General features: G+C 57.0%; 15 protein-coding genes. 1 reads left to right on the top strand and 14 read right to left on the bottom strand.

Features of this window, described 5'->3' with window-relative positions:
• Positions 1 to 21: 21 nt before the first annotated feature.
• The 12 genes from speB to AC2FPW_RS06865 form a co-directional block, all read right to left on the bottom strand.
• On the bottom strand, positions 22 to 999 hold the full coding sequence (gene speB / locus AC2FPW_RS06920) for an agmatinase (protein WP_496812955.1): 978 nt from the start codon (positions 997 to 999) through the stop codon (positions 22 to 24).
• Positions 1,000 to 1,288: 289 nt separating this feature from the next.
• Complete coding sequence (locus AC2FPW_RS06915; RefSeq protein WP_496812954.1) at positions 1,289 to 2,578, bottom strand: flavin-dependent oxidoreductase; 1,290 nt, start codon at positions 2,576 to 2,578, stop codon at positions 1,289 to 1,291.
• Between the two features lie 69 nt (positions 2,579 to 2,647).
• A complete protein-coding gene (locus AC2FPW_RS06910; protein ID WP_496812953.1) occupies positions 2,648 to 4,177 on the bottom strand; it encodes an acyl-CoA dehydrogenase family protein in 1,530 nt (509 codons plus the stop codon).
• A 118-nt stretch (positions 4,178 to 4,295) separates the two neighbouring features.
• Entirely contained in the window at positions 4,296 to 5,171 is an 876-nt protein-coding gene (locus AC2FPW_RS06905; protein WP_496812951.1) for an amidohydrolase family protein, read from the bottom strand.
• Between the two features lie 15 nt (positions 5,172 to 5,186).
• Positions 5,187 to 7,004 (bottom strand): feruloyl-CoA synthase, encoded by a 1,818-nt coding sequence (locus tag AC2FPW_RS06900; RefSeq protein ID WP_496812950.1) that lies wholly within the window; start codon positions 7,002 to 7,004, stop codon positions 5,187 to 5,189.
• 2 nt (positions 7,005 to 7,006) lie between these two features.
• Complete coding sequence (locus AC2FPW_RS06895) at positions 7,007 to 7,489, bottom strand: MarR family winged helix-turn-helix transcriptional regulator (protein ID WP_496767727.1); 483 nt, start codon at positions 7,487 to 7,489, stop codon at positions 7,007 to 7,009.
• A gap of 4 nt (positions 7,490 to 7,493) precedes the next feature.
• Positions 7,494 to 8,261 (bottom strand): crotonase/enoyl-CoA hydratase family protein, encoded by a 768-nt coding sequence (locus AC2FPW_RS06890; protein WP_480773534.1) that lies wholly within the window; start codon positions 8,259 to 8,261, stop codon positions 7,494 to 7,496.
• A gap of 10 nt (positions 8,262 to 8,271) precedes the next feature.
• Positions 8,272 to 9,036 (bottom strand): SDR family NAD(P)-dependent oxidoreductase, encoded by a 765-nt coding sequence (locus AC2FPW_RS06885; protein WP_496812948.1) that lies wholly within the window; start codon positions 9,034 to 9,036, stop codon positions 8,272 to 8,274.
• Positions 9,037 to 9,127: 91 nt separating this feature from the next.
• Complete coding sequence (locus AC2FPW_RS06880) at positions 9,128 to 10,441, bottom strand: TRAP transporter large permease (protein ID WP_209504353.1); 1,314 nt, start codon at positions 10,439 to 10,441, stop codon at positions 9,128 to 9,130.
• On the bottom strand, positions 10,438 to 11,022 hold the full coding sequence (locus AC2FPW_RS06875; RefSeq protein WP_480486114.1) for a TRAP transporter small permease: 585 nt from the start codon (positions 11,020 to 11,022) through the stop codon (positions 10,438 to 10,440). Before AC2FPW_RS06875 ends, AC2FPW_RS06880 begins: the two co-directional genes overlap by 4 nt.
• Before the next feature lie 58 nt (positions 11,023 to 11,080).
• Positions 11,081 to 12,121 carry a TRAP transporter substrate-binding protein gene (locus tag AC2FPW_RS06870; RefSeq protein WP_209595769.1) on the bottom strand — a complete coding sequence of 347 codons (1,041 nt, stop codon included), beginning with the start codon at positions 12,119 to 12,121 and terminating at the stop codon, positions 11,081 to 11,083.
• A 337-nt stretch (positions 12,122 to 12,458) separates the two neighbouring features.
• Complete coding sequence (locus AC2FPW_RS06865; protein WP_480583420.1) at positions 12,459 to 12,902, bottom strand: MarR family winged helix-turn-helix transcriptional regulator; 444 nt, start codon at positions 12,900 to 12,902, stop codon at positions 12,459 to 12,461.
• Positions 12,903 to 13,037: 135 nt separating this feature from the next.
• Here AC2FPW_RS06865 and AC2FPW_RS06860 point away from each other — a divergent pair, with 135 nt between their 5' ends.
• Positions 13,038 to 14,966 (top strand): FAD-dependent monooxygenase, encoded by a 1,929-nt coding sequence (locus AC2FPW_RS06860; RefSeq protein ID WP_496812947.1) that lies wholly within the window; start codon positions 13,038 to 13,040, stop codon positions 14,964 to 14,966.
• A 164-nt stretch (positions 14,967 to 15,130) separates the two neighbouring features.
• On the opposite strand, the gene AC2FPW_RS06855 is transcribed toward AC2FPW_RS06860, so the two are convergent.
• Together AC2FPW_RS06855 and AC2FPW_RS06850 are read right to left on the bottom strand one after the other, a co-directional pair.
• A complete protein-coding gene (locus tag AC2FPW_RS06855) occupies positions 15,131 to 16,141 on the bottom strand; it encodes an Ldh family oxidoreductase (RefSeq protein WP_496812946.1) in 1,011 nt (336 codons plus the stop codon).
• Positions 16,142 to 16,172: 31 nt separating this feature from the next.
• Positions 16,173 to 18,602 carry a GcvT family protein gene (locus tag AC2FPW_RS06850; protein WP_496812945.1) on the bottom strand — a complete coding sequence of 810 codons (2,430 nt, stop codon included), beginning with the start codon at positions 18,600 to 18,602 and terminating at the stop codon, positions 16,173 to 16,175.
• Between the last annotated feature and the right edge of the window lie 323 nt (positions 18,603 to 18,925).

The raw sequence follows: 18,925 nt of genomic DNA, 5'->3' as shown, positions 1-18,925 counted from the left end.
GGGGGAGCAAACGCTCCCCCTTCATTTTTTGCGACCGGCGCGTTCGTGAAAGATAAAACCCAGGAAATTCAACAATAGCTGCGCGGCCAATATCTGCGTGCTTTCGCTGGGGTCATAGGCTGGTGCCACTTCGACAAGATCGATGCCGACGACATTGCCGCGTTTAGCGAGGCCCTGAAGGATTTCCAGTACGTCATAATACAGAAATCCGCCATGGCTGGGTGTCCCGGTCCCCGCCGCGATAGAGGGGCAAAAGGCGTCGATATCTATTGTCACATAATACCGAGCACCTTCGGGGATGCGTTCAAGAACGCCCCCGGTTCCCAGCTTTCTCACCTGACGCACGGACAGGATGTCTGATCCACGTGCGCGTGCGTCCTCGTATCCTTCCTTGGCGGTTGACGAGACGTTCCGAATGCCCAACTGGGTCATCCCCGAGACATAGTCTTTCTCGATTGCCCGCCGCATGGGGTTGCCGTGGCCATTGGTGACACCGTGACGCTCGTCTACGAAATCCAGATGCGCATCGATTTGAACCACGTGGATCGGGCCATTTTGTGCACAATCATCTTCAAACGCGGAAATGCAGGGAATGTTGACAGAGTGATCGCCGCCGATCACAAGCGGCAGCGCCCCGGCGGTCAGGATTTTGCGGACACCATAGGCGATGTTTTCATGGCTGACCTCGGTCTTTGTGTGGACGATATCCGCATCCCCCAAATCCACGATGCGCACGGAACTGTCCAGATAGGTTGCGTCGTCTTCGTGGTCATAGGCACCGGCATGTCCAAAACTGAACAGGGTCGAAGCCTCGCGCACGGCCCTAGGTCCGAACCTTGCCCCGGCGCGCCATTGCGTGCCGAAATCAAAGGGGGCACCAAGGACACAAACATCCGCATCAATTTTGTCCCAATCCTCGACATACGGAGATTTTCCAAAGGTCGATATTCCAACGAAAGGTAGGTTCAGTCGTCCTGACGCATTTCCATGATCCTGCATATTCAATCCTTTCAATGGCCCTGTCGCCTTGCGTGCAATTGAACATGAGAAGGCGGTGCAATGAAATTAATTTCCTTCGATCAAACCATGTCTAGCGTTCAGACAGGTTTGATCCGGTGCATTCTTTCCGTTTAGCTGTTGGTCCTTTCGCCGCAAACGAAAATTCAGAGGGGCAAGCTGCGGTACCGCAAAATCGTTCACGGCAGCGAGTGATTTTGCGGGCGATACACAGGCCCGGCGAAACGCTGTTGTCATGGGCGCAGGTGTTCTATTTCCGACGGCTCATACATTACACCTGCCGCACAAGTTGCGAGCCGGGCGCAATCGTTGGCGGTGCGCTGTTCAGGGCATCACGCGCGAAACCGGCGGCAGCTTTGTATTTGGCCATGAAACTGGCCCTTTCAGCCAAGGGAATGACCGTTTCAATATCGTCGAACACACCGGCACAGCGGTCGTTGACCAAATTCAACAGGCCAAAAGGCCCGGCACCCCGATTGCGAAGGACAAGGTCTGACACCGGCCCGCACAGCGTGTCATCATAAGCCGCCAGCGCGGTTGGACCCACGCCATGCTTGAGCAAGCTGGCCCCCAATATGCGGGCGTCCATGATCGCCTGGCTGGCCCCATTCGAACCGGTGGGGTACATCGGATGGGCGGCGTCTCCGATCAAGGCAACCGGCCCGTCAACCCACGTTTCAACCGGATCGCGGTCGATCATCGGGTTTTCGTATGTCACACCCGCACCGCGGATCAGAGCTGGAACATCCAGCCAGTCATAGGTCCATCCGTCAAAATGGTGCGCAAAATCCTTGGCCTCAACTTGCCGGAACCATCCGGTTGCCGCATGCGCGGCCGGGTCATCGTGGGTGACTTCGGCAATCCAGTTTATCAGCGCCAAGCCGGTTTCGGGGTCGGGGTGCGAGATCGGGTAGATCACCATTCGTTTCTTATGCGTACCCAGTCCGACGAATGAGGAACCCGTGCGCACAGGCTTTGCCAGTGTTGTGCCGCGCCACATGACGGCACCTCCCCAATGGATCGGAGGTTGGCTTGGATGCATTTGGGCGCGGATGGCTGAATGGATACCGTCAGCGCCGATCAGAATGGCACCGGTTTCGCGGATAGCCCCCTCGTCAGTTTGCAGCCGCACTGTAACCGTCCCATCCGCATTGATCTGGTACCCGGTGGCCCGAGCGCCAAGGCGTACGGCATCCGGGCCTGCGCGTTCGACAAACCGCTTGTAAAGCGCCATGTGAAACGCGCCGCGATGCACCGCGTATTGCGGCCAGTTGTAACCGGCAAAAGTTCCGCGCGGTTCCGAGTAAATCTCGTGCCCGTTCAGCCCGACAAGCGCCCATTCCTGCGCAGGGACGCCAAACCCATCCAGGTCCTGAGCCTTGAAACCCAGATCGTACAACTCACGCACGGCGTTGGGTTGCACGTTTATCCCGACACCCAGCGGGCGCGGGTGCCGAACGCTTTCAAAGACGGTGCAGTCGATGCCAATCTGATGCAGTGTCAGCGCCAGCGACAACCCGGCAATACCACCGCCCGCGATCAGCACTTTTGGATCTGTCATGTTGCCTGCCTTTCTGTCCGACTGGCGATGGGTATTGGTTGTCGATAATCGGTGCGTGTGGATCAAGCCTCAACCGCAAATGCGTTTGATCCGTTCCGGGGATGGGTGGAGGCTCGCGGCGTTGCGCAGCCGCGCCCGCAAGCAGATCAGAGCGGTATCAATCGTCGTTTGCATGAACCCATGCGCCATCGCCGCGCTGTCACCATGTTTCAGCTTTCTGCGAGCGGATTGCCAAGTGTCCAGTGCGTCCGAAATCGCATTGCATGTCCAATGCTCGGCTTCTTGTGAAACAAATTCGGCAAAGGCGTCGCCCGCAGGCCCTGCGGCCAGACGTGTTGCCAGCATACGCGCGTGTATGCCGTTGGCCCCTTCGTAAATCGAGGTAATACGGGCATCACGATAGGTCTGCTCCAGCCGGTATTCGCGCAAATAACCATAGCCGCCCAGAACCTGCATACCCAATTCGGCGGCCTTGATACCGGCGTCGGTGCAACAGACCTTGGCAACCGGGGTCAGAAAATCGACCAGGTCAGGCGATGTGCCCCGTTCCATGGTGACAAATGCAAGATGTGCAAGACTGCGGCTACTGACCGCCAGCCAATCGATTTGATCCAGCATGCGGCGGATGTCGGCATGTTGATCCAGTGTTGCCGGTTGACCGTCGGCATTGCGTCCCTGCACCCTTTCACTGGCATAAGTACTGGCAATGTCATAAGCCCGCGCGGCGTGCGCGACACCCTGTAGGGCGACATCAAGCCGGGCGTGGTTCATCATGGTGAACATGGCCATCAGACCTTCACCCTCGGCCCCGATCAATTCGGCTTTGGCCCCATCAAATGCCAGCTGGCACGTGGGTGAGGCATGCAGGCCCATCTTTTCCTCGATGCGCGTTACGGTAGCGTGGTTGCGGCTGCCGTCAGTGCAGGAGCTGGGGCATAGAAACAGCGATAAACCTCTGACGCCGTCATCGGACGTGCGCGCAAGCACAAGATGCAGGATGTGATCGCTCATGTCCTGGTCACCGCCAGAGATAAAGATTTTTTCGCCCGTGATCCTCCAGCCATCCTCGGCAGGTTCCGCCCGGCAGCGCACGCGTGAAAGGTCAGATCCGGCCCCAGGTTCGGTCAGGCACATGGTGGCCAGAGTTTCACCCGAGGCCAGAGACGGAATGTACCGGTATTGCTGATCCTCTGTGCCAAAGCGCATCAAGGTACGCACCGCGCCCGGAACCAACCCCGTAACCATCTGAAGGCAGTGGTTTGCGCCCGAAAAAACCTCGGACGTGATGGCCAGCATCAGGGCTCCAAGCCCTTGACCGCCATATTCTTCAGGCACGGTGAGAGAGGGCCAGCCCTGTTCCGAATACATGGCATAAACTTGGGCAAAGCCAGCCGGCATGGATACGCGACCGTTTTCCAGCGTGCATCCCTGCCTGTCTCCCGGCTCGTCCAGCGGGGCAATTTCACCTTGCGCGAAGGTCGCAAAATGTTCGCCGATCTCACCAGCCAGGTCAGCGTCCCAATCTGAAAGCTCGGTAGCCCGGGCTACGTGGTTCAACGTGAATAAGATGTCCGCAAGTGGGGCTTCGAATGGCTTCATGATCATATCAACCGACAGTTTGCGATTCCGACGGCCACGACGCGGCCCGGTTCTGGCGGTTTGGCACTGTCGAAGCTCAAAGTGATTGGGTAGGGGCGCGATGGGGCGGGGGGCAGCATCACGGGGTCAGTCCCAGCAGGCGCGCGGCATTGCCTTTGATGATGTCCGGGCGCAGTTCGTCCTTGATATTGATCTTCTCGAAATCCGACAGCCAGCGTTCAGGAGTGATCATTGGCCAGTCGGACCCAAACAGGACCTTTTTCCTGAGGATCGAGTTGCAGTATTTCACCAGAATTTCGGGGAAATACTTTGGTGACCAACCGGACAGGTCGATATAGACGTTGGGCTTGTGCTGTGCCACGGACAGAGCCTCTTCCTGCCAGGGAAACGACGGATGGGCGAGGATGATCTTCATATCCGGAAAATCGACGGAGACGTCATCCATGAACATCGGGTTCGAGTATTTAAGCCGCATTCCGTTACCGCCGCGCATGCCCGAACCGACACCGGTCTGGCCTGTGTGAAACAGGGCGATGCAGCCTTCCTCGGCGATTGCCTCGTATAGTTCATAAGCCATACGGTCATTGGGGTAGAACCCCTGCATCGTCGGATGAAACTTGAACCCTTTGATACCAAATTCGCGGATCAGGCGGCGCGCCTCGCGTGCGCCCATCTTGCCCTTGTGCGGATCGATTGACGCAAACGGGATGAGCACATCGTCATTTTCCGCCGCCAATGCGGCAACTTCTTCGTTCTTGTAGCGCCGATAGCCGGTCTCCCGCTCGGCATCGACCGGGAAGATCACCGCGGCTATGTTTTGCTCGCGATAGTGCTGTGCAGTTTCGGGAACCGTAGGCGGGTGGCTCCACGGAGCGCCAAAGTAGTTGGCCATGGTTGCCTGCAGGTCGTCATAGCCGTCATCCGAGTGGCACCCGCAGGGTTCTTCAGCGTGGGTGTGAATGTCGATTGCGCGAACCTTGGAGATATCGACCATCTGTTCGTTCCTTTCTCAGATCTTTACGATTGCCGGGTCGGCGTCGTCATAAAGACGCACAAGTAAATTTTGCCGGCGTGTCAGTATCTTGCGAAAATTGAGGTTCCCCTTGGCGGTCATTTCGCCCTCGGGCATCGAGGCGGGCTCGCTAAGGACAATAGCGCGCCCGACCCGTGTGGAACTGCCCGATAACTCGCGGGCGCGCTCTGCCAGGCGGCGGTGAATTTCGCCTTGCAGCAATTTGCAGCAGTAGGCGCCACTGTCGTCGTTCAGGTCAAATCCTTCCCGCTTCAGCTCGGCAACATCGGGAAAGACCATGACGCCGATCTCATTTCGGTCGGCACCTGTAATGACCAGATCTGAGGCAAGAGGCGCAAGACAGGTCAACAAGTCCATCCGCAATTGCGCGGCACGCACCCATGTACCGGTCAGCAACTTGAAATCTTCAGAAATCCGGCCATCGAATTTCATACCTTTGTTTACGTCCTGCGGGTCGATGAACCGCATGGCGTCGCCGGTAATGAAAAACCCTTCTTCATCGAAAACACTGGCCGTCTTTTCGGGTTCGTTGAAATACCCGGGCATCACGTTTGGCCCTTTGATGCGCATTTCGCACCGCATGTCTTCATCCGGTATCAGCTTGAGTGTCACGCCGTTCATCGGAACGCCAACAACCCCGGAACGATCAATGGGCTCGGACTGCATCATTGTGGCGGGCGCTGTCTCGGTCAGTCCCCAGGACGAGGTCATCAGCGGTATCTCACCTTTGACATCCAGCGCCATCTGTTCAAATCCAGACCAGATGTCCTGAGGCAGTGAAGCGCCTGCATAAAAGATCAGATCAAGTTCTTCGAAGAACCGCCGACGCAAATCGCCATCCCGCTGCAATGCGCCCAGCAGCATGCCGTAACCTACGGGAACATTGAAGCTGAGCGTGCCGGTGACCATGGACAGGTTTTCCAGCGTCCGCTCAAACAGACCAGCTACCGGTTTGCCGTCGTCGATGTAGAAGCTTCCGCCGTTGGCGAGCATCATGTTGAAGTTATGTGATCCGCCAAAGACGTGGTTCCATGGCAGCCAATCGACCACACGGGGCGGACGCGTGCGCAGAAATGGCAACGCGTCGGCCAGCATGGTCTGGTTCACACACATCATGCGTTGGGTCGTGATGACCCCCTTCGGGGCCGAGGTTGAACCGCTGGTCATCAGGATCTTGGCGACGGAATCGGGGCCAACCAGTTCATAAGCGGCCCCAAGATCGACACTGACATCCCCTTTGAGAAGTTCGTCGAACGCTGTGACCTGGCTGTTCCCGCCCTTTCGGCTGGCTACGATTTCGACCCTTTGAAGCGCATCCAGTTCCAGCGCCTCTCGGTATTTATCCGCATCGACGACATAGGCCATCTTCGGGCGCACCAGTTCGATGGCATGGCGCAGGCGGCCGTGCGCGCCATGGATCAACGCGTACTGCTCAGCCACGGGGGCTGTTGGTATGCCGATATACTGAGCAGCCAGACTCAGAAGGCCATGATCCAAGCCGTTACCGCTCATGATCAGGATCGGTGTGTCTGACCCCATCCCACGCCCCAATAGCGAGCTTGCGATGGCTCGCACCTTTTCAAGCGTGGTCGCATAGCTTTCCTTGCGCCATCCCGCGCCGCTGCGTTCAGCAATGAACGTGCGGTCAGGCGCGTCCGAGGCCCAGGCGTGCAGCCAGACACCGGTTTTGTCGACGACAGGACCAAGAGTGTGGTTCGATTTTAGCAGGATGGAGCCGTCGGCCCGATCTTCGCGCGAAACAGAATGCACCAGGTATTCCGATGTGCGTTGCATGATCAGCCCCTTTTCCTCGCTTTTTCGATCGTCCTGAGGGCATCGAAAACGGTGGTGATGGTTGCGTCATCCAAACCGGCCAGCAGCTTGCCTTCGTGGGCGGTAACCGCGGCGACGGCCTTTTCATATAATTGCCTTCCCGCCAATGTCGTCCTGAGGGCATAGGCGCGCCGGTCGGTGGGTACCCGGTCGCGGACGATCAGTTCCCTGCGTTCCAGTTCATCAATGATAACAACAAGATTCGGGCGCTCGATATCCATTGCGTCAGCCAGTTGGGACTGCCGCAAACCGGGGTTGTCGACGATGAGAACCAGTGCCGTATACGTCAGCATTCGCAGATCAAAGGGGCGCAGAGTTGTTGTCAGATCTTCCTGCACCACATTGAAGGCCCGTTTCATGCGATACCCGACAAACCCCCGCAGCGTAGCATCGCTAATCGTGTTTGGCGCGCGGTCTTCTGGCGTGTGTTCATGTTTCCTTTTCATGTGTTCACCTGAAGTTCGGGGCGCGCTTTTCAAGAAAGGCCCGCAGCCCCTCCTGCGCATCGGGTGTTGTTTGCGACAGGGCCGCAGCCAGAGATTCAGTAAACAGCCCGTCGTTTTGCGACATTTCATTGATCCGCGCGACCGCCTGAATCATCAGATAGTTCGACAGTGGCGCGTTTCGGGAAATCTTACCTGCCAGCGTTTGGGCCAGCGCCAAAGCCTCGCCCTCACCAACGCTATAATGTGCGAGCCCCAGCGATACCCCTTCATCGGCACCATATTTGCGGCCGGTCAGCATCATCTCGGTCATCCGATCGGCCCCCAGCAGGCGACCGACCCGCGCGGTCGCACCGCCGCCGACAAATATTCCGCGGCGGCCTTCGGGAAGCTGAAAGATCGTCGAAGGTTCAGCGATGCGAACATGTGTTGCCGCTGCAAGCTCCAGCCCGCCGCCGATCACGGCACCAAACATGGCCGAGACAACCGCAAGCCCACCAAACTGGATCTTGTCCATGACACTGTGCCAGTGGCGGGAATGATGCAGGTTTTCCTCGGCTGTACGATGAACATGCTCGGACAGGTCCAATCCGGAACAATAGTGCCCTTCAGTTCCGGTCAGGATCACCACACGCACGTTTTTGGGTGGTGCAGAAAAGAAATCATCCAGCGCTCCCAACAGTTCCTCGCACATCGCGTTTCGCTTGTCGGGGCGGTTCATGGTCAGGGTCGCGATGGATCCGTTGACCTCAATGTTCAGGATTTGGCTGTCCATGGGGAACTCCTTACCGGGGCGGCAGACGAACGGCGCCGTCAAGTCGAATAGTGGTGCCATTCAAAATCGGGTTTTCAACGATCTGTTCGGCGAGCATTGCGAACTCGCGCGCTTCGCCAAGGCGGGCAGGGAAAGGAATGTTCGCAGTGATCTTGGCAGTGACCTCTTCCGGCAAGCCTTCCATCATTGGCGTGTGGAACAGGCCGGGTGCGATGGCCATCACCCGAATACCCGACTGTGCGAATTCCCGCGCGGCAGGCAGGCACATCGACGCGATTGCCCCTTTGGACGCGGCATATGCCGCTTGACCCAATTGACCGTCCTGCCACGCAACCGACGCCGTGTTGATGATCACACCGCGTTCACCGTCAGCCAACGGGTCGAGACCGGCCATGTGTCTCGCCGCGTGGCTCATCACGTTGTAGGTGCCAAAAAGGTTCACGCGCAGAGTTTTCTCGAACACGTCGAATGACAGCTTGCCTTCGCGCCCAACGATCCTGGCCGCCATGCCGACGCCTGCACAACTGACGGCGATTCTGGGCGCCAACCCGAAATGGGATACTGCCGTCTCAAACGCGGCACTGACGGCGGCCTCGTCACTGACATCGGCTTGCAGGGCAAGACCACCAATTTCGTCAGCGACTGCCTTCGCACCTGCAGCATTGAAATCCAAAACGGCAACCTTTGCTCCGCTGGCGGCGAAATGCCTTGCCGTTGCAGCGCCCAGTCCGCTTCCACCGCCGGTGACCAGGGCGATACATCCACTTAACTGCATGGTGCTCTCTCCAATTTAGTATGCTCAATCATTGTTGTATCTCATACCTATTTTCGGATGGGCCTGCTCCGGACCGCTGTTGGTGTCTAAGCTAGGGGATCAGGAACAGGGTAATGGCTGGAAACAGCACCAGGATCATGACCCGAATGATGTCAGAGGTGACGAACCACATGACTGCCTTGTAAGTTTGGGTCATCGGGGTTGAACGATCCATGGCGTTGATAATGAACAGATTCATTCCGACCGGAGGGGTGATCAGCCCGACCTCGACAACGATCAGAACCAGAATACCGAACCAGATGGCTACATGTTCGGGGCTCATGCCGAAATCCAGTGCGCTGATGACCGGAAAGAAGATCGGGATTGTCAGCAGGATCATTGACAGGCTGTCCATAAGACATCCGAAGATCAGATAGAACACCAGGATCAGGCACAACACCATCCACGGGCTGAGCCCAAGTCCAACGACCCAGCCAGACAGTTCCTGCGGTACCTGAGTGAGCGCTAGGAAACTGTTATACAGCCCTGCGCCCAACACGATGAAGAAGATCATCGCCGTGCTTGAGGCCGTGGCAATGATGCTTTCGACGAAGACCTGCCAGTTCAGATTGCCCGAGATCAGAGCGATCAACCCGGTTCCCGCCGCCCCCACGGCTGCGCCTTCGGTTGGGGTGAACCAGCCAAGATAGATGCCACCAACAACAAGGCCAAAAACCAGCAGGACAGGCCAGACATCCAGCAGTGCCCGTACGCGTTCAGGATAAGGGATCGCTTCGCGGGTGCCCGCGGCGTCAGGATACATGCGCACATAGATCGAAATCGTGATGATATAGCCGAGCGCTGCCAGAATGCCGGGGACAAAGGCCGCGAGAAACAGCTTGGCGATATTCTGTTCCGTCAGGATTGCATAGATCACAAGGATCACCGAAGGCGGGATCAGAATGCCCAATGTGCCGCCAGCAGCAAGCGTTGCGGTCGAAAACCCGCCGGAATAGCCGTAGCGGCGCAGTTCGGGCAGCGCGACACGGCTCATCGTCGCGGCGGTGGCCAGGGAGGACCCGCAGATTGCGCCAAATCCGGCACAAGCGCCAACTGCCGCCATGGCGACGCCCCCTTTACGGTGGCCCAACCAGCTTTCGGCCGCTTTGAACAAGGCCGAAGACATGCCCGATAATGTCGCGAACTGCCCCATCAGCAGGAACATCGGAATGATCGTCAGCGAATAGCTGGAGAAGGTAGAGTAGGTTTCGGTTTTGAGCTTGGCCATGAACATGCTGGTGCCACCCATGGCAAAATACAGCCCGCCAATCCCGCACAGCAACATGGCAAGGCCAATCGGTGCGCGCAGGAAAATCATGATAAGAAGTACGGGAAAGGACACGTAGCCCAGTTCGAGCATGGTCAATGTGCGGCCTCCCCGCGATAGGGCAGGATATGACGCCCGGTGACAAGCTCGATGACCTGCGCGACGGCGCAATAAACAGCAACAAGTGATGCGACAAGGGCGGCAACAAAGCTTAGCCCATAGGCCCACCAAACAGGAAATTGCAGCAGAAAGGTCGTTTCACCATAGTCCAGCTTGTTTTGCATGCCGACAAACAGGCGCCATGTAATCAAAAGGATGACAAGCGACAGGACGATTTCCCAGAACGTGATGATCACCTTGTTCACCTTAGCCGGAAGGGCGTTTGTGAAGACATCGACCGTGGCGTGAGAGCCGTAGAGCTGGCAGATCGGCAGGAACGAGAATATGGCGAACGCAACGCCGGCTTCGACCAGTTCAAAATCGCCATTCACCGGCCCGACGCCCGATGCAATCAGCGCATTTGCCGCTGCTTCCGACAGTGACGTCAGAATGTCCGAGTGACCCAGCGTGTTCAAGCCGCGCCCCAGCACGCTGACACAGGTCAGCAGGACCAGCGCAGTCAGAACCACACCGCCAAGAACGGCCATGAAGCGCGCGATGCGCTCAACCAGTTTCTGCATGATCAACTCCAAAGGGATTGCTCTCCCAGCGGGAAATAGCGCCGGAAGAGCGACCGGATCAGTTGCCGGAGTATTGCGAAATCAGTTCGAGCGCGCGGGCGCGCAAGCCGGTTCCGTCCAGACCTTTTTCATCCATCTCGGCGATCCAGGCGTCAGTGGTCGGCTGTGATGCTGCCTTCCATTCAGCAACTTGTTCCGGGCTCAGCGTGATGATGTTGTTGCCGCGTTCCATCGCCTGCTTGTGTGGCCCGTCATCATCGGCCTGCATCTGCTTGCCTGCGAAGGCCGAGAATTCAGCGCCCGAGTTGGCGTCGATGACGGCCTTCAGATCATCCGGCAATGCATCCCAGCGGTCCTTGTTCATCGCGAAGATGAAGGTGGTGGTATATAGCGTGTCGTCGCCAAAGGTCGTGTGGTTCCCGACCAGCTCGTTGACCTTCAGGGCGCCTGTCACTTCCCAGGGAATCACAGTTGCGTCGATCACGCCTTTAGACAGCGCTTCAGGTACCGCGGGAACAGGCATGCCAACGGGGGTTGCCCCAAGCGAGCTGAAAAGGCCGTTCGTTACGCGTGTCGGTGCGCGCAGCTTTACACCGTTCAGATCTTCGATGCTTTCGATCGGCTCCTTTGAATGGATTAGACCGGGCCCGTGCACCCAGAGCCCGAGAACTTTGAACTGCTTGAAGTCATCGTCCATCATGGTTTCTTCGGCCAGATCCCAATAGGCGCGTGAGACGGCTTCTGCATTCGTCATGGTGAACGGCAGTTCGAACACTTCGGTCCGGGGAAAGCGGCCCGGTGTATATCCGGACACCGTCCAGACAATGTCGGCCACACCATCAATGGCCTGGTCGATCAGTTCGGGGGGTTTACCCCCAAGCTGCATGGACGGAAACCTTTGAATTTCGATCCGGCCATCCGAATCCGCTTCGACCTTGTCGGCCCAGACATCCAGAACGTTCTTGGGTACGTTGGCTTGTGCTGGCAGGAATTGGTGCATCCGCAGTGTCACTTCGGCCGCAATGGCAGTGGTTGACATGGCGCTAAAAGCAATCGCCGCCACTGCAGATTTGAGTATGGTTCTGCGCAAGTTGGTCATGGTCTCCTCCCTAGATGACCTATGAGTATCATCCCTGTTCATGATTGCTCATATTAGTTATGTTTTATAACGATTTTGATCCACTTTCTTAGTGTTTGGTTTCAGGTCCTTTTCGGAAAACAGAATGCTCACACATGTGAACCTTTTCGTCGAAACGCTACGCAACAGACAGGTTATGCGCGGACGCCAAGTTATCCTCTCAGGATTACATTGCCCTCGGTTGGCTCAAAGGTAAATTGAGATTTCTTAGATTTTAGTTTCTGTTTTCGGTAACTAAAGCGCGAAAACGGTGGATTTGCTTTCCCTGTTTCAATTGGACCAGCGCCCGCGGTGGAATTCAAGACCGTGTGTTATCGTCGGTGACAGCTTCAACTGCCTTGCCTGCGAGCTTCAGGAAAGTTTCGCGTTCATTCGGAGTTAGCCCTTCGAGTATCTCGTTTTGCAGGTCAATTACGACTGGCGCAGCTGCCGCTAGGATGTCTTTTCCTTTTTCGGATAAGGTGACCTCTCGCGCGCGTCTGTCACGTTGACTGACCGCGCGCTTGACGTAGTTTTTCTGCTCCAGCCGGTCGATAACCCCGCCGATTGTCGCGCGGTCATAGGCGATTTTCGCCGCGATTGTGGCCTGATCAATGCCGGGTTCGGCGCGAATTGTTTCAAGTGCTGCGTACTGAACGGATGTAAGGTCGATCCCGGCCTCCTGCATCCGGACCGAGAACACGTGGGTTGAAATCTGATTGAGCCTGCGGATGAGATGACCCGCCATTCCGTAAATACTCATTCAAAACCTCCGAAATCACTTTACACCGTCACTTTTTCAGAACTACCGCGGCAATTAGTGAGTGTACATATCTTTGTTGACAAGAAATAGTAAGTATAGTTATTAAAATTGCAGGAACCTGCGGAGGAGGGGACAATGCAATATTACGTTGATGGATTTCGTCCGGGTGATCCGGATATCAAACCGGCTGCGTTCGGTCACCACATCCACCCCACAACCCTCCCCGAAAAGGTTGATGTTCTGATCGCGGGTTGTGGACCGGCCGGGCTTTGCCTTGCGGCGCAACTGGCCGGGTTCGCCGAAATTTCGACAATGATCGTGGATCAAAAACCGGGTCCGATGGAGAAAGGCCAGGCGGACGGTGTCAACGTCCGTTCGATGGAGATGTTTCAGGCGTTTGGTTTCGCTGAGAAAGTGAAGCGCGAAGCGTATTGGGTCAACCAAACGGCATTCTGGACGCCCAATCCCGCAAACCCGGACCACATCCGCCGGGCGGGCACGGTGCAGGACGTGGCCGACGATCAATCCGAGATGCCACATACCTTGATGAATCAGGCCCGGATTCATGAGCTGTTTCTGGAGGTGATGAGAAACGCTCCAACGCGGCTGCAACCCCATTACGGGCTTCGTGTCAGCGATTTGACGATTGATGCCGGTTCCACAGATCACCCCGTCACGGCCCAGCTTGAACGCCTGGGCGATGATGGCGACGTGATTGAACGGCTTACAGTACGTGCGAACTATGTCGTAGGCTGTGACGGTGCACGCAGCAATGTGCGCAGGGCTATCGGGGGTAAGCTGCAAGGCGACGCCGCACACCAGGCGTGGGGCGTTATGGACATTCTGGCGAATTCCGATTTCCCCGATTTGCGGCGGAAATGCCTTGTTCAATCGGCTTCGGAAGGAAACGTTCTGATCCTTCCGCGCGAAGGCGGATACCTGTTCCGAATGTATGTCGAGCTTGACAAGCTGAACCCGGATGAGCGGGTCGCCAACCGCAATCTGACGGCTGACCATATCATCGCTGCCGCGAACCGGATCATGCGTCCTTATTCCATCGACGTAAAAGAAGTCGTTTGGTGGTCGGTCTACGAGATCGGCCACAGGTTGACCGACAAGTTCGACGATGTCCTGCAGCGTGAAATTGCAACACGCACCCCGCGCGTGTTCACGGCGGGCGACGCCTGCCACACCCATAGCCCCAAGGCGGGTCAGGGGATGAACGTGTCGATGGGCGATACATTCAACCTGGGCTGGAAACTGGTGCATGTGCTGACAGGAAGATCAAAGCCTGATCTTCTTCACAGCTACTCGGCCGAGCGTTTGCAAGAGGCCAAAAGACTGGTCGAAACCGACCATAAATGGGCCCGGATCATGAGTGCGCCACCGGGCGAGTCAGAGCTTGACGGCACCGACATGCCCCGATTTCAAAAACAGTTTATCGAAAATCTGGAATTTACCGGCGGGCTTTCGGTTCATTATGGGCCTTCGGACTTGGTCGCCGAACCGGTTCACCAGCATCTGGCGCGTGGGCTGGTCATAGGCAAGCGATTTCATTCCGCACCAGTTGTCCGGCTTGCGGATGCCATGCCTATGCAATTGGGACATGTGGCCGAAGCGGATGCGCGCTGGAGGCTCTATGCCTTCGCAGAACAGGGAGACGCAGGTAGGCAAGACGGATCGATCCATCACCTTTGCGAGGCTTTGCAAAGCGATCCGAACTCTCCTCTGCGACGGTTTACGCGCCCTGACGAAGACATCGACGGTTTGATAGATCTACGGGCCATCTTCCCACAGGATTTCAAATCGCTGGCCTATGAGGATATGCCGTCTCTTTTGAAACCCGAGAAAGGCAGGTATGGTCTGCGCGACTTCGAGAAGGTTTTTTGCGTTGATCACAAGAGGCGCGAAGACATCTACGAAATGCGCGGAATTGACCGGACAAAGGGCTGTATGGTCGTCGTCAGACCGGACCAATATGTGGCGCATGTTTTGCCTCTGGAATGTCACGCTGACCTGTTTGACTTCTTCTCCAGACTATTTGTTTCGGGCGGCGGTCGATAAGTACGACGTCTCTGGTCACAACGGACCGCCGTTCCGAGGGGAGAATGGTTTGTCGCATCCGTACTTGGTTCTGCAGGATTGCCGCCTGGGCAAATCTGGATTGGCGCTTGAAGCCGCCCGTGTCGCAGGAAGGCTCTCTAGCCAGGAAGCTAAGCGCGGGTATTTCAGGACGCGTTTAACGCGGCTAGAACCTCGGTGCTGACCACAACACCGCCAGCCTCGGCTGCCGCCCGTTTGGCCAGACGCCCGTCTCCCGGAACACGGGCTTCCCCATTGCCGACAATTTCTGCGCAAATGCGCGTGATAAATTGATTGAAGGCCGCGTTGCCGAACCGCGTCGGATCAATCGCAATCAGTGTTGCGCCGCCTTTGATGTTCAGGGCCCCGAACGCCTCGCGTTCCTGATTGTCTGCGGAAAGGGTTCCACCAGCCAGAGCGGCACCCAACACCTCAACCATGAAAGCGATTGCGGCGCCCTTGTGCTCGCCAAAAGGTAACAGGCTGCGGGTTTCCAGAATGGCGTTCGGGTCCGTGCTGGGTGCGCCGTCAGGGTCCAGCCCGGCAGGGCGGGGCAGGTCGTGCCCTTCGGCTGCGGCCATGCGGATATCCATCAAAGCAACCATTGAAGACGCCTGATCCCAGACTATCGGCGCGCCGTCCTCGCGCGGGCAGGCAAAAGACATCGGGTTGGTGCCAAATACCGGGCGCACCCCGCCTTGCGGCACCACCATGGACAATGAGTTGATCACGGCAAACGCCACCAGACCAGCCTCGGCCAGCGGTTCGGTGTCAAACCGCAACGCGCCCAGATGGTGGCAATTTGCGCAGGTGAAAGCGGCAATGCCGTTTTCCCGCGCCATTTCGATCAACGCGTCGCGGGCTTCTGCTGCGGCGACCTGATAGTACCCGTTATCTGCGTCACAGCGCAGAACGCCCGGGGCAGCCTTTTCTATCTTGGGTTTCGCATTGCCGTTTGCATAGCCCGAGGTGAAGCTTTGGACATAGACCGGCAGCATACGCAATCCGTGGCTGCGCGGTCCGTCCCGTTCGGACCGGGTAACAATGTCGGCCAGAATATCGCTGCCCTGCGCGTTTACACCGGCAGAAACAAGTACGGATTTCGCGAGCGCCCGAACCTCGGCAAGAGAAAGCGTTTTGGTCGATTGTTCGGTCATCTTTTCAATTCCAGTCTTTTTACTTCAGGGGTCAGGCACGCGCACGCGCGCTGGTGGGATCAACGGCGCAAGTATCGATCACCTCGGCATCACGCATTTCGTTATGGACCAACACCTGCATCCGTGTACCCGGCGCGGTCATATCGTTTGGTACAAGTGCCATCGCTATGTCGTGGTTGCAATAATAAGAGAACCCGCCCGACGTAACGTGCCCGATCAGTTCACCGTTTGCATAAACGCCTTCATCGAACATCACCGAAGTTTCGCCAAAGGGAAGTTTCAACGTGACCAGCCGTTTGTGATTGCCCTCGCTTCTCTGCTTCTCCAGCGCCGTTTTTCCGATGAACTCTCGCCCCTCGGTGACAACAAACCGATCAAGGCTGGCCTCATACGGTGTCATGTCCTTGCAAATCTCGCGGTTGATGGCGCGATAGGATTTTTCAAGGCGCATGGATTCCAAAGCCTCAAGACCGAAGGGTTTTACACCGGCTTTCAAAAGCAGGTCGACAAGGTGGCGGTTATACCCGACCGGATGGTGCAGTTCCCAACCCAGCTCGCCTGTGTAAGATACCCGAAGCAGGTGAACGTCTTTGGCATAGCCCACTTCACCTTTTTGTGCAGAGAGCCAGGGAAAAGCAGCATTCGACAAATGGTTGTCGGTGAGGGGTTGCAAAATCTCGCGCGCCTTGGGACCAGCCAGCGCGATCACACCCAACTGTTCCGAAACGTCTTCAAGGATAACCGATTGATCTTGTGGTAGCAGGCGTTGCAGCTGATCCCAGTTATAGGCGCGCCAATTCGGGGTAGAGACCAGGTAAAAATCATTCTCGGCATAGCGGACAACTGTGTATTCCGCATCCATGCCACCTTTTGGATTCAACAAGAGCGACAGGTTCATCCGGCCCACTTTGGGCAATTTGTTTGCCATCAGACCATCCAGCCACCGCGCGGCGCCGGGACCGCGTACAGTAAACTTGGTCATCGGTGACATCTCGATGAACCCGGCCTCTTCGCGGGTGGTACGTACTTCCTCCTGAACGCGTTCCATGTGGTTGGTTCGGCGGAAAGAATGTTCAGGGATCGCCTCTTGCGGCGATTTGGCGAACCAGCGCGGGAATTCATAGCCGTTGAAGCTGGTCCAGACTGCGCCATGCGCCGTCAGCAGATCGTAAGACCCCACGGTTTTCATCGGACGCGCGTTCGGGAAATCTTCGCCGGGGATATGCGCGTTCATATGCGTGCCCCAGGTTTCGCGAACCTTATCCATGGTCCAGCGTTTGGAGGCGTAGTCAGAGAAACGGCGCGGGTCCAGTTCCGACATGTCCATGCCCGGATCACCGTCGACGATCCAGCGGGCCAGCCGTTCGCCCACGGTGCCGCCCCACAGAATGCCACCGGGCATCCCTTCGGCCAGCCACAGGTTTTTGTGCCCCGGCGCTGGCCCGGCAAGTGGCAATTCGTCCGGCGTCATTTGGAAGGGGCCGCGCGTGTTGGCCTTGATGCCCACCTCGCCAAGAACTGGAACCCGTTCGATTGCCCGTGCCCACTGGGTTTCCACGGCATCGAAATCCTCGGGCAAGAGGTCTGCGCCAAAGTCAGGCGGCACGCGGTCTTCGGCAAACAGTTTTAGGTCCTTGGTGAATTCATAGGGCCCGAACTGAATGCCACCGACATCTTCGCGCAGATATGCGCCGTAATCCTCATCCCGCAGGATCGGGAACTCGGGCAAACCCTGCGCGCGACGTTCCTTGAGCAGTGGAACGGTTTCCGTGGTCCAGTACTGGTGAACGATGGGAATGCAGGGCAGGTCCAGCCCAACGCGCCGGGCATTTTCACGGGCATAGTTGCCGGTGGCAAAAACCAGATGCTCGCACGTGATCTCACCCTGATTGGTGGTCACTTTCCAATGACCGCTTTCCAGCCTTTCATACGTCTGTGCTTCGGTGTTCTGACAGATTGTGGCGCCCGCATCCCGCGCCAGTTTTGCCATTGCCATGGTGATGTCCGCCGGGTTCACATAGCCGTCCTCGGTATGCAGGATACCGCCGCGAATATGCTCGGACTGGCTCAAAAGGGGGTGAACATCGGCAATTTCCGCCGGCGTCAACAGTTTGCAGGGCACACCGGCGGCCTCGGCAATCGAGATATATGACTGGAATTCATCCCAACGTTCCTGGGTGTTGGCAACGCGCAGCTGACCCACTTTGCGCAAGCCTACCGACGCACCCATCTTCTGTTCGACTTCGGAATAGATGCGGATGGTTTCCATCGTCATCTTCGACACGTTTCGGGACCGCACGAAGGTGACCAGCAGACCGGCCGCATGCCAGGTCGAGCCTGAGGTCAGCGTGGTCCGTTCCAGCATCACCGCATCGCTACAGCCGTGCTGTGTCAGCCCATACAGAATGGACGCGCCCACACATCCGCCGCCAACGACAACAACTTTGGCATGTGACTTCATTTGCCGATTTCCTTCTTGCGACTGATCATGGTGTCAGACGCTCTGCCTGCCCGAAATCAGTAAGATGAGAACGTTCCGAAGTTTTTACGGAAACATGGCGCCAGACAATCGCAAAAAATCTCTCCTGCGGCTTAGTTCAGGTCACCTCTCACCGGGTGCCTTCGCATTGGTCGCTGTCTGGGTCCCGGTCATTCGGTGCTGTCCAGCACGGCATCAATTTTTATGTGCCTTGTGTTGTTTCACCTTGTTATGTTAGCGCAAACTGTGCCAGTGAAGCCTGATACCTTTGCAAAACTGGGTTTCTGTTGCCTACGTATTGCGGC

The organism is Ruegeria sp. SATB027, assembly GCF_059613825.1.
This window is presented reverse-complemented; position numbering and strand designations above follow the sequence as displayed.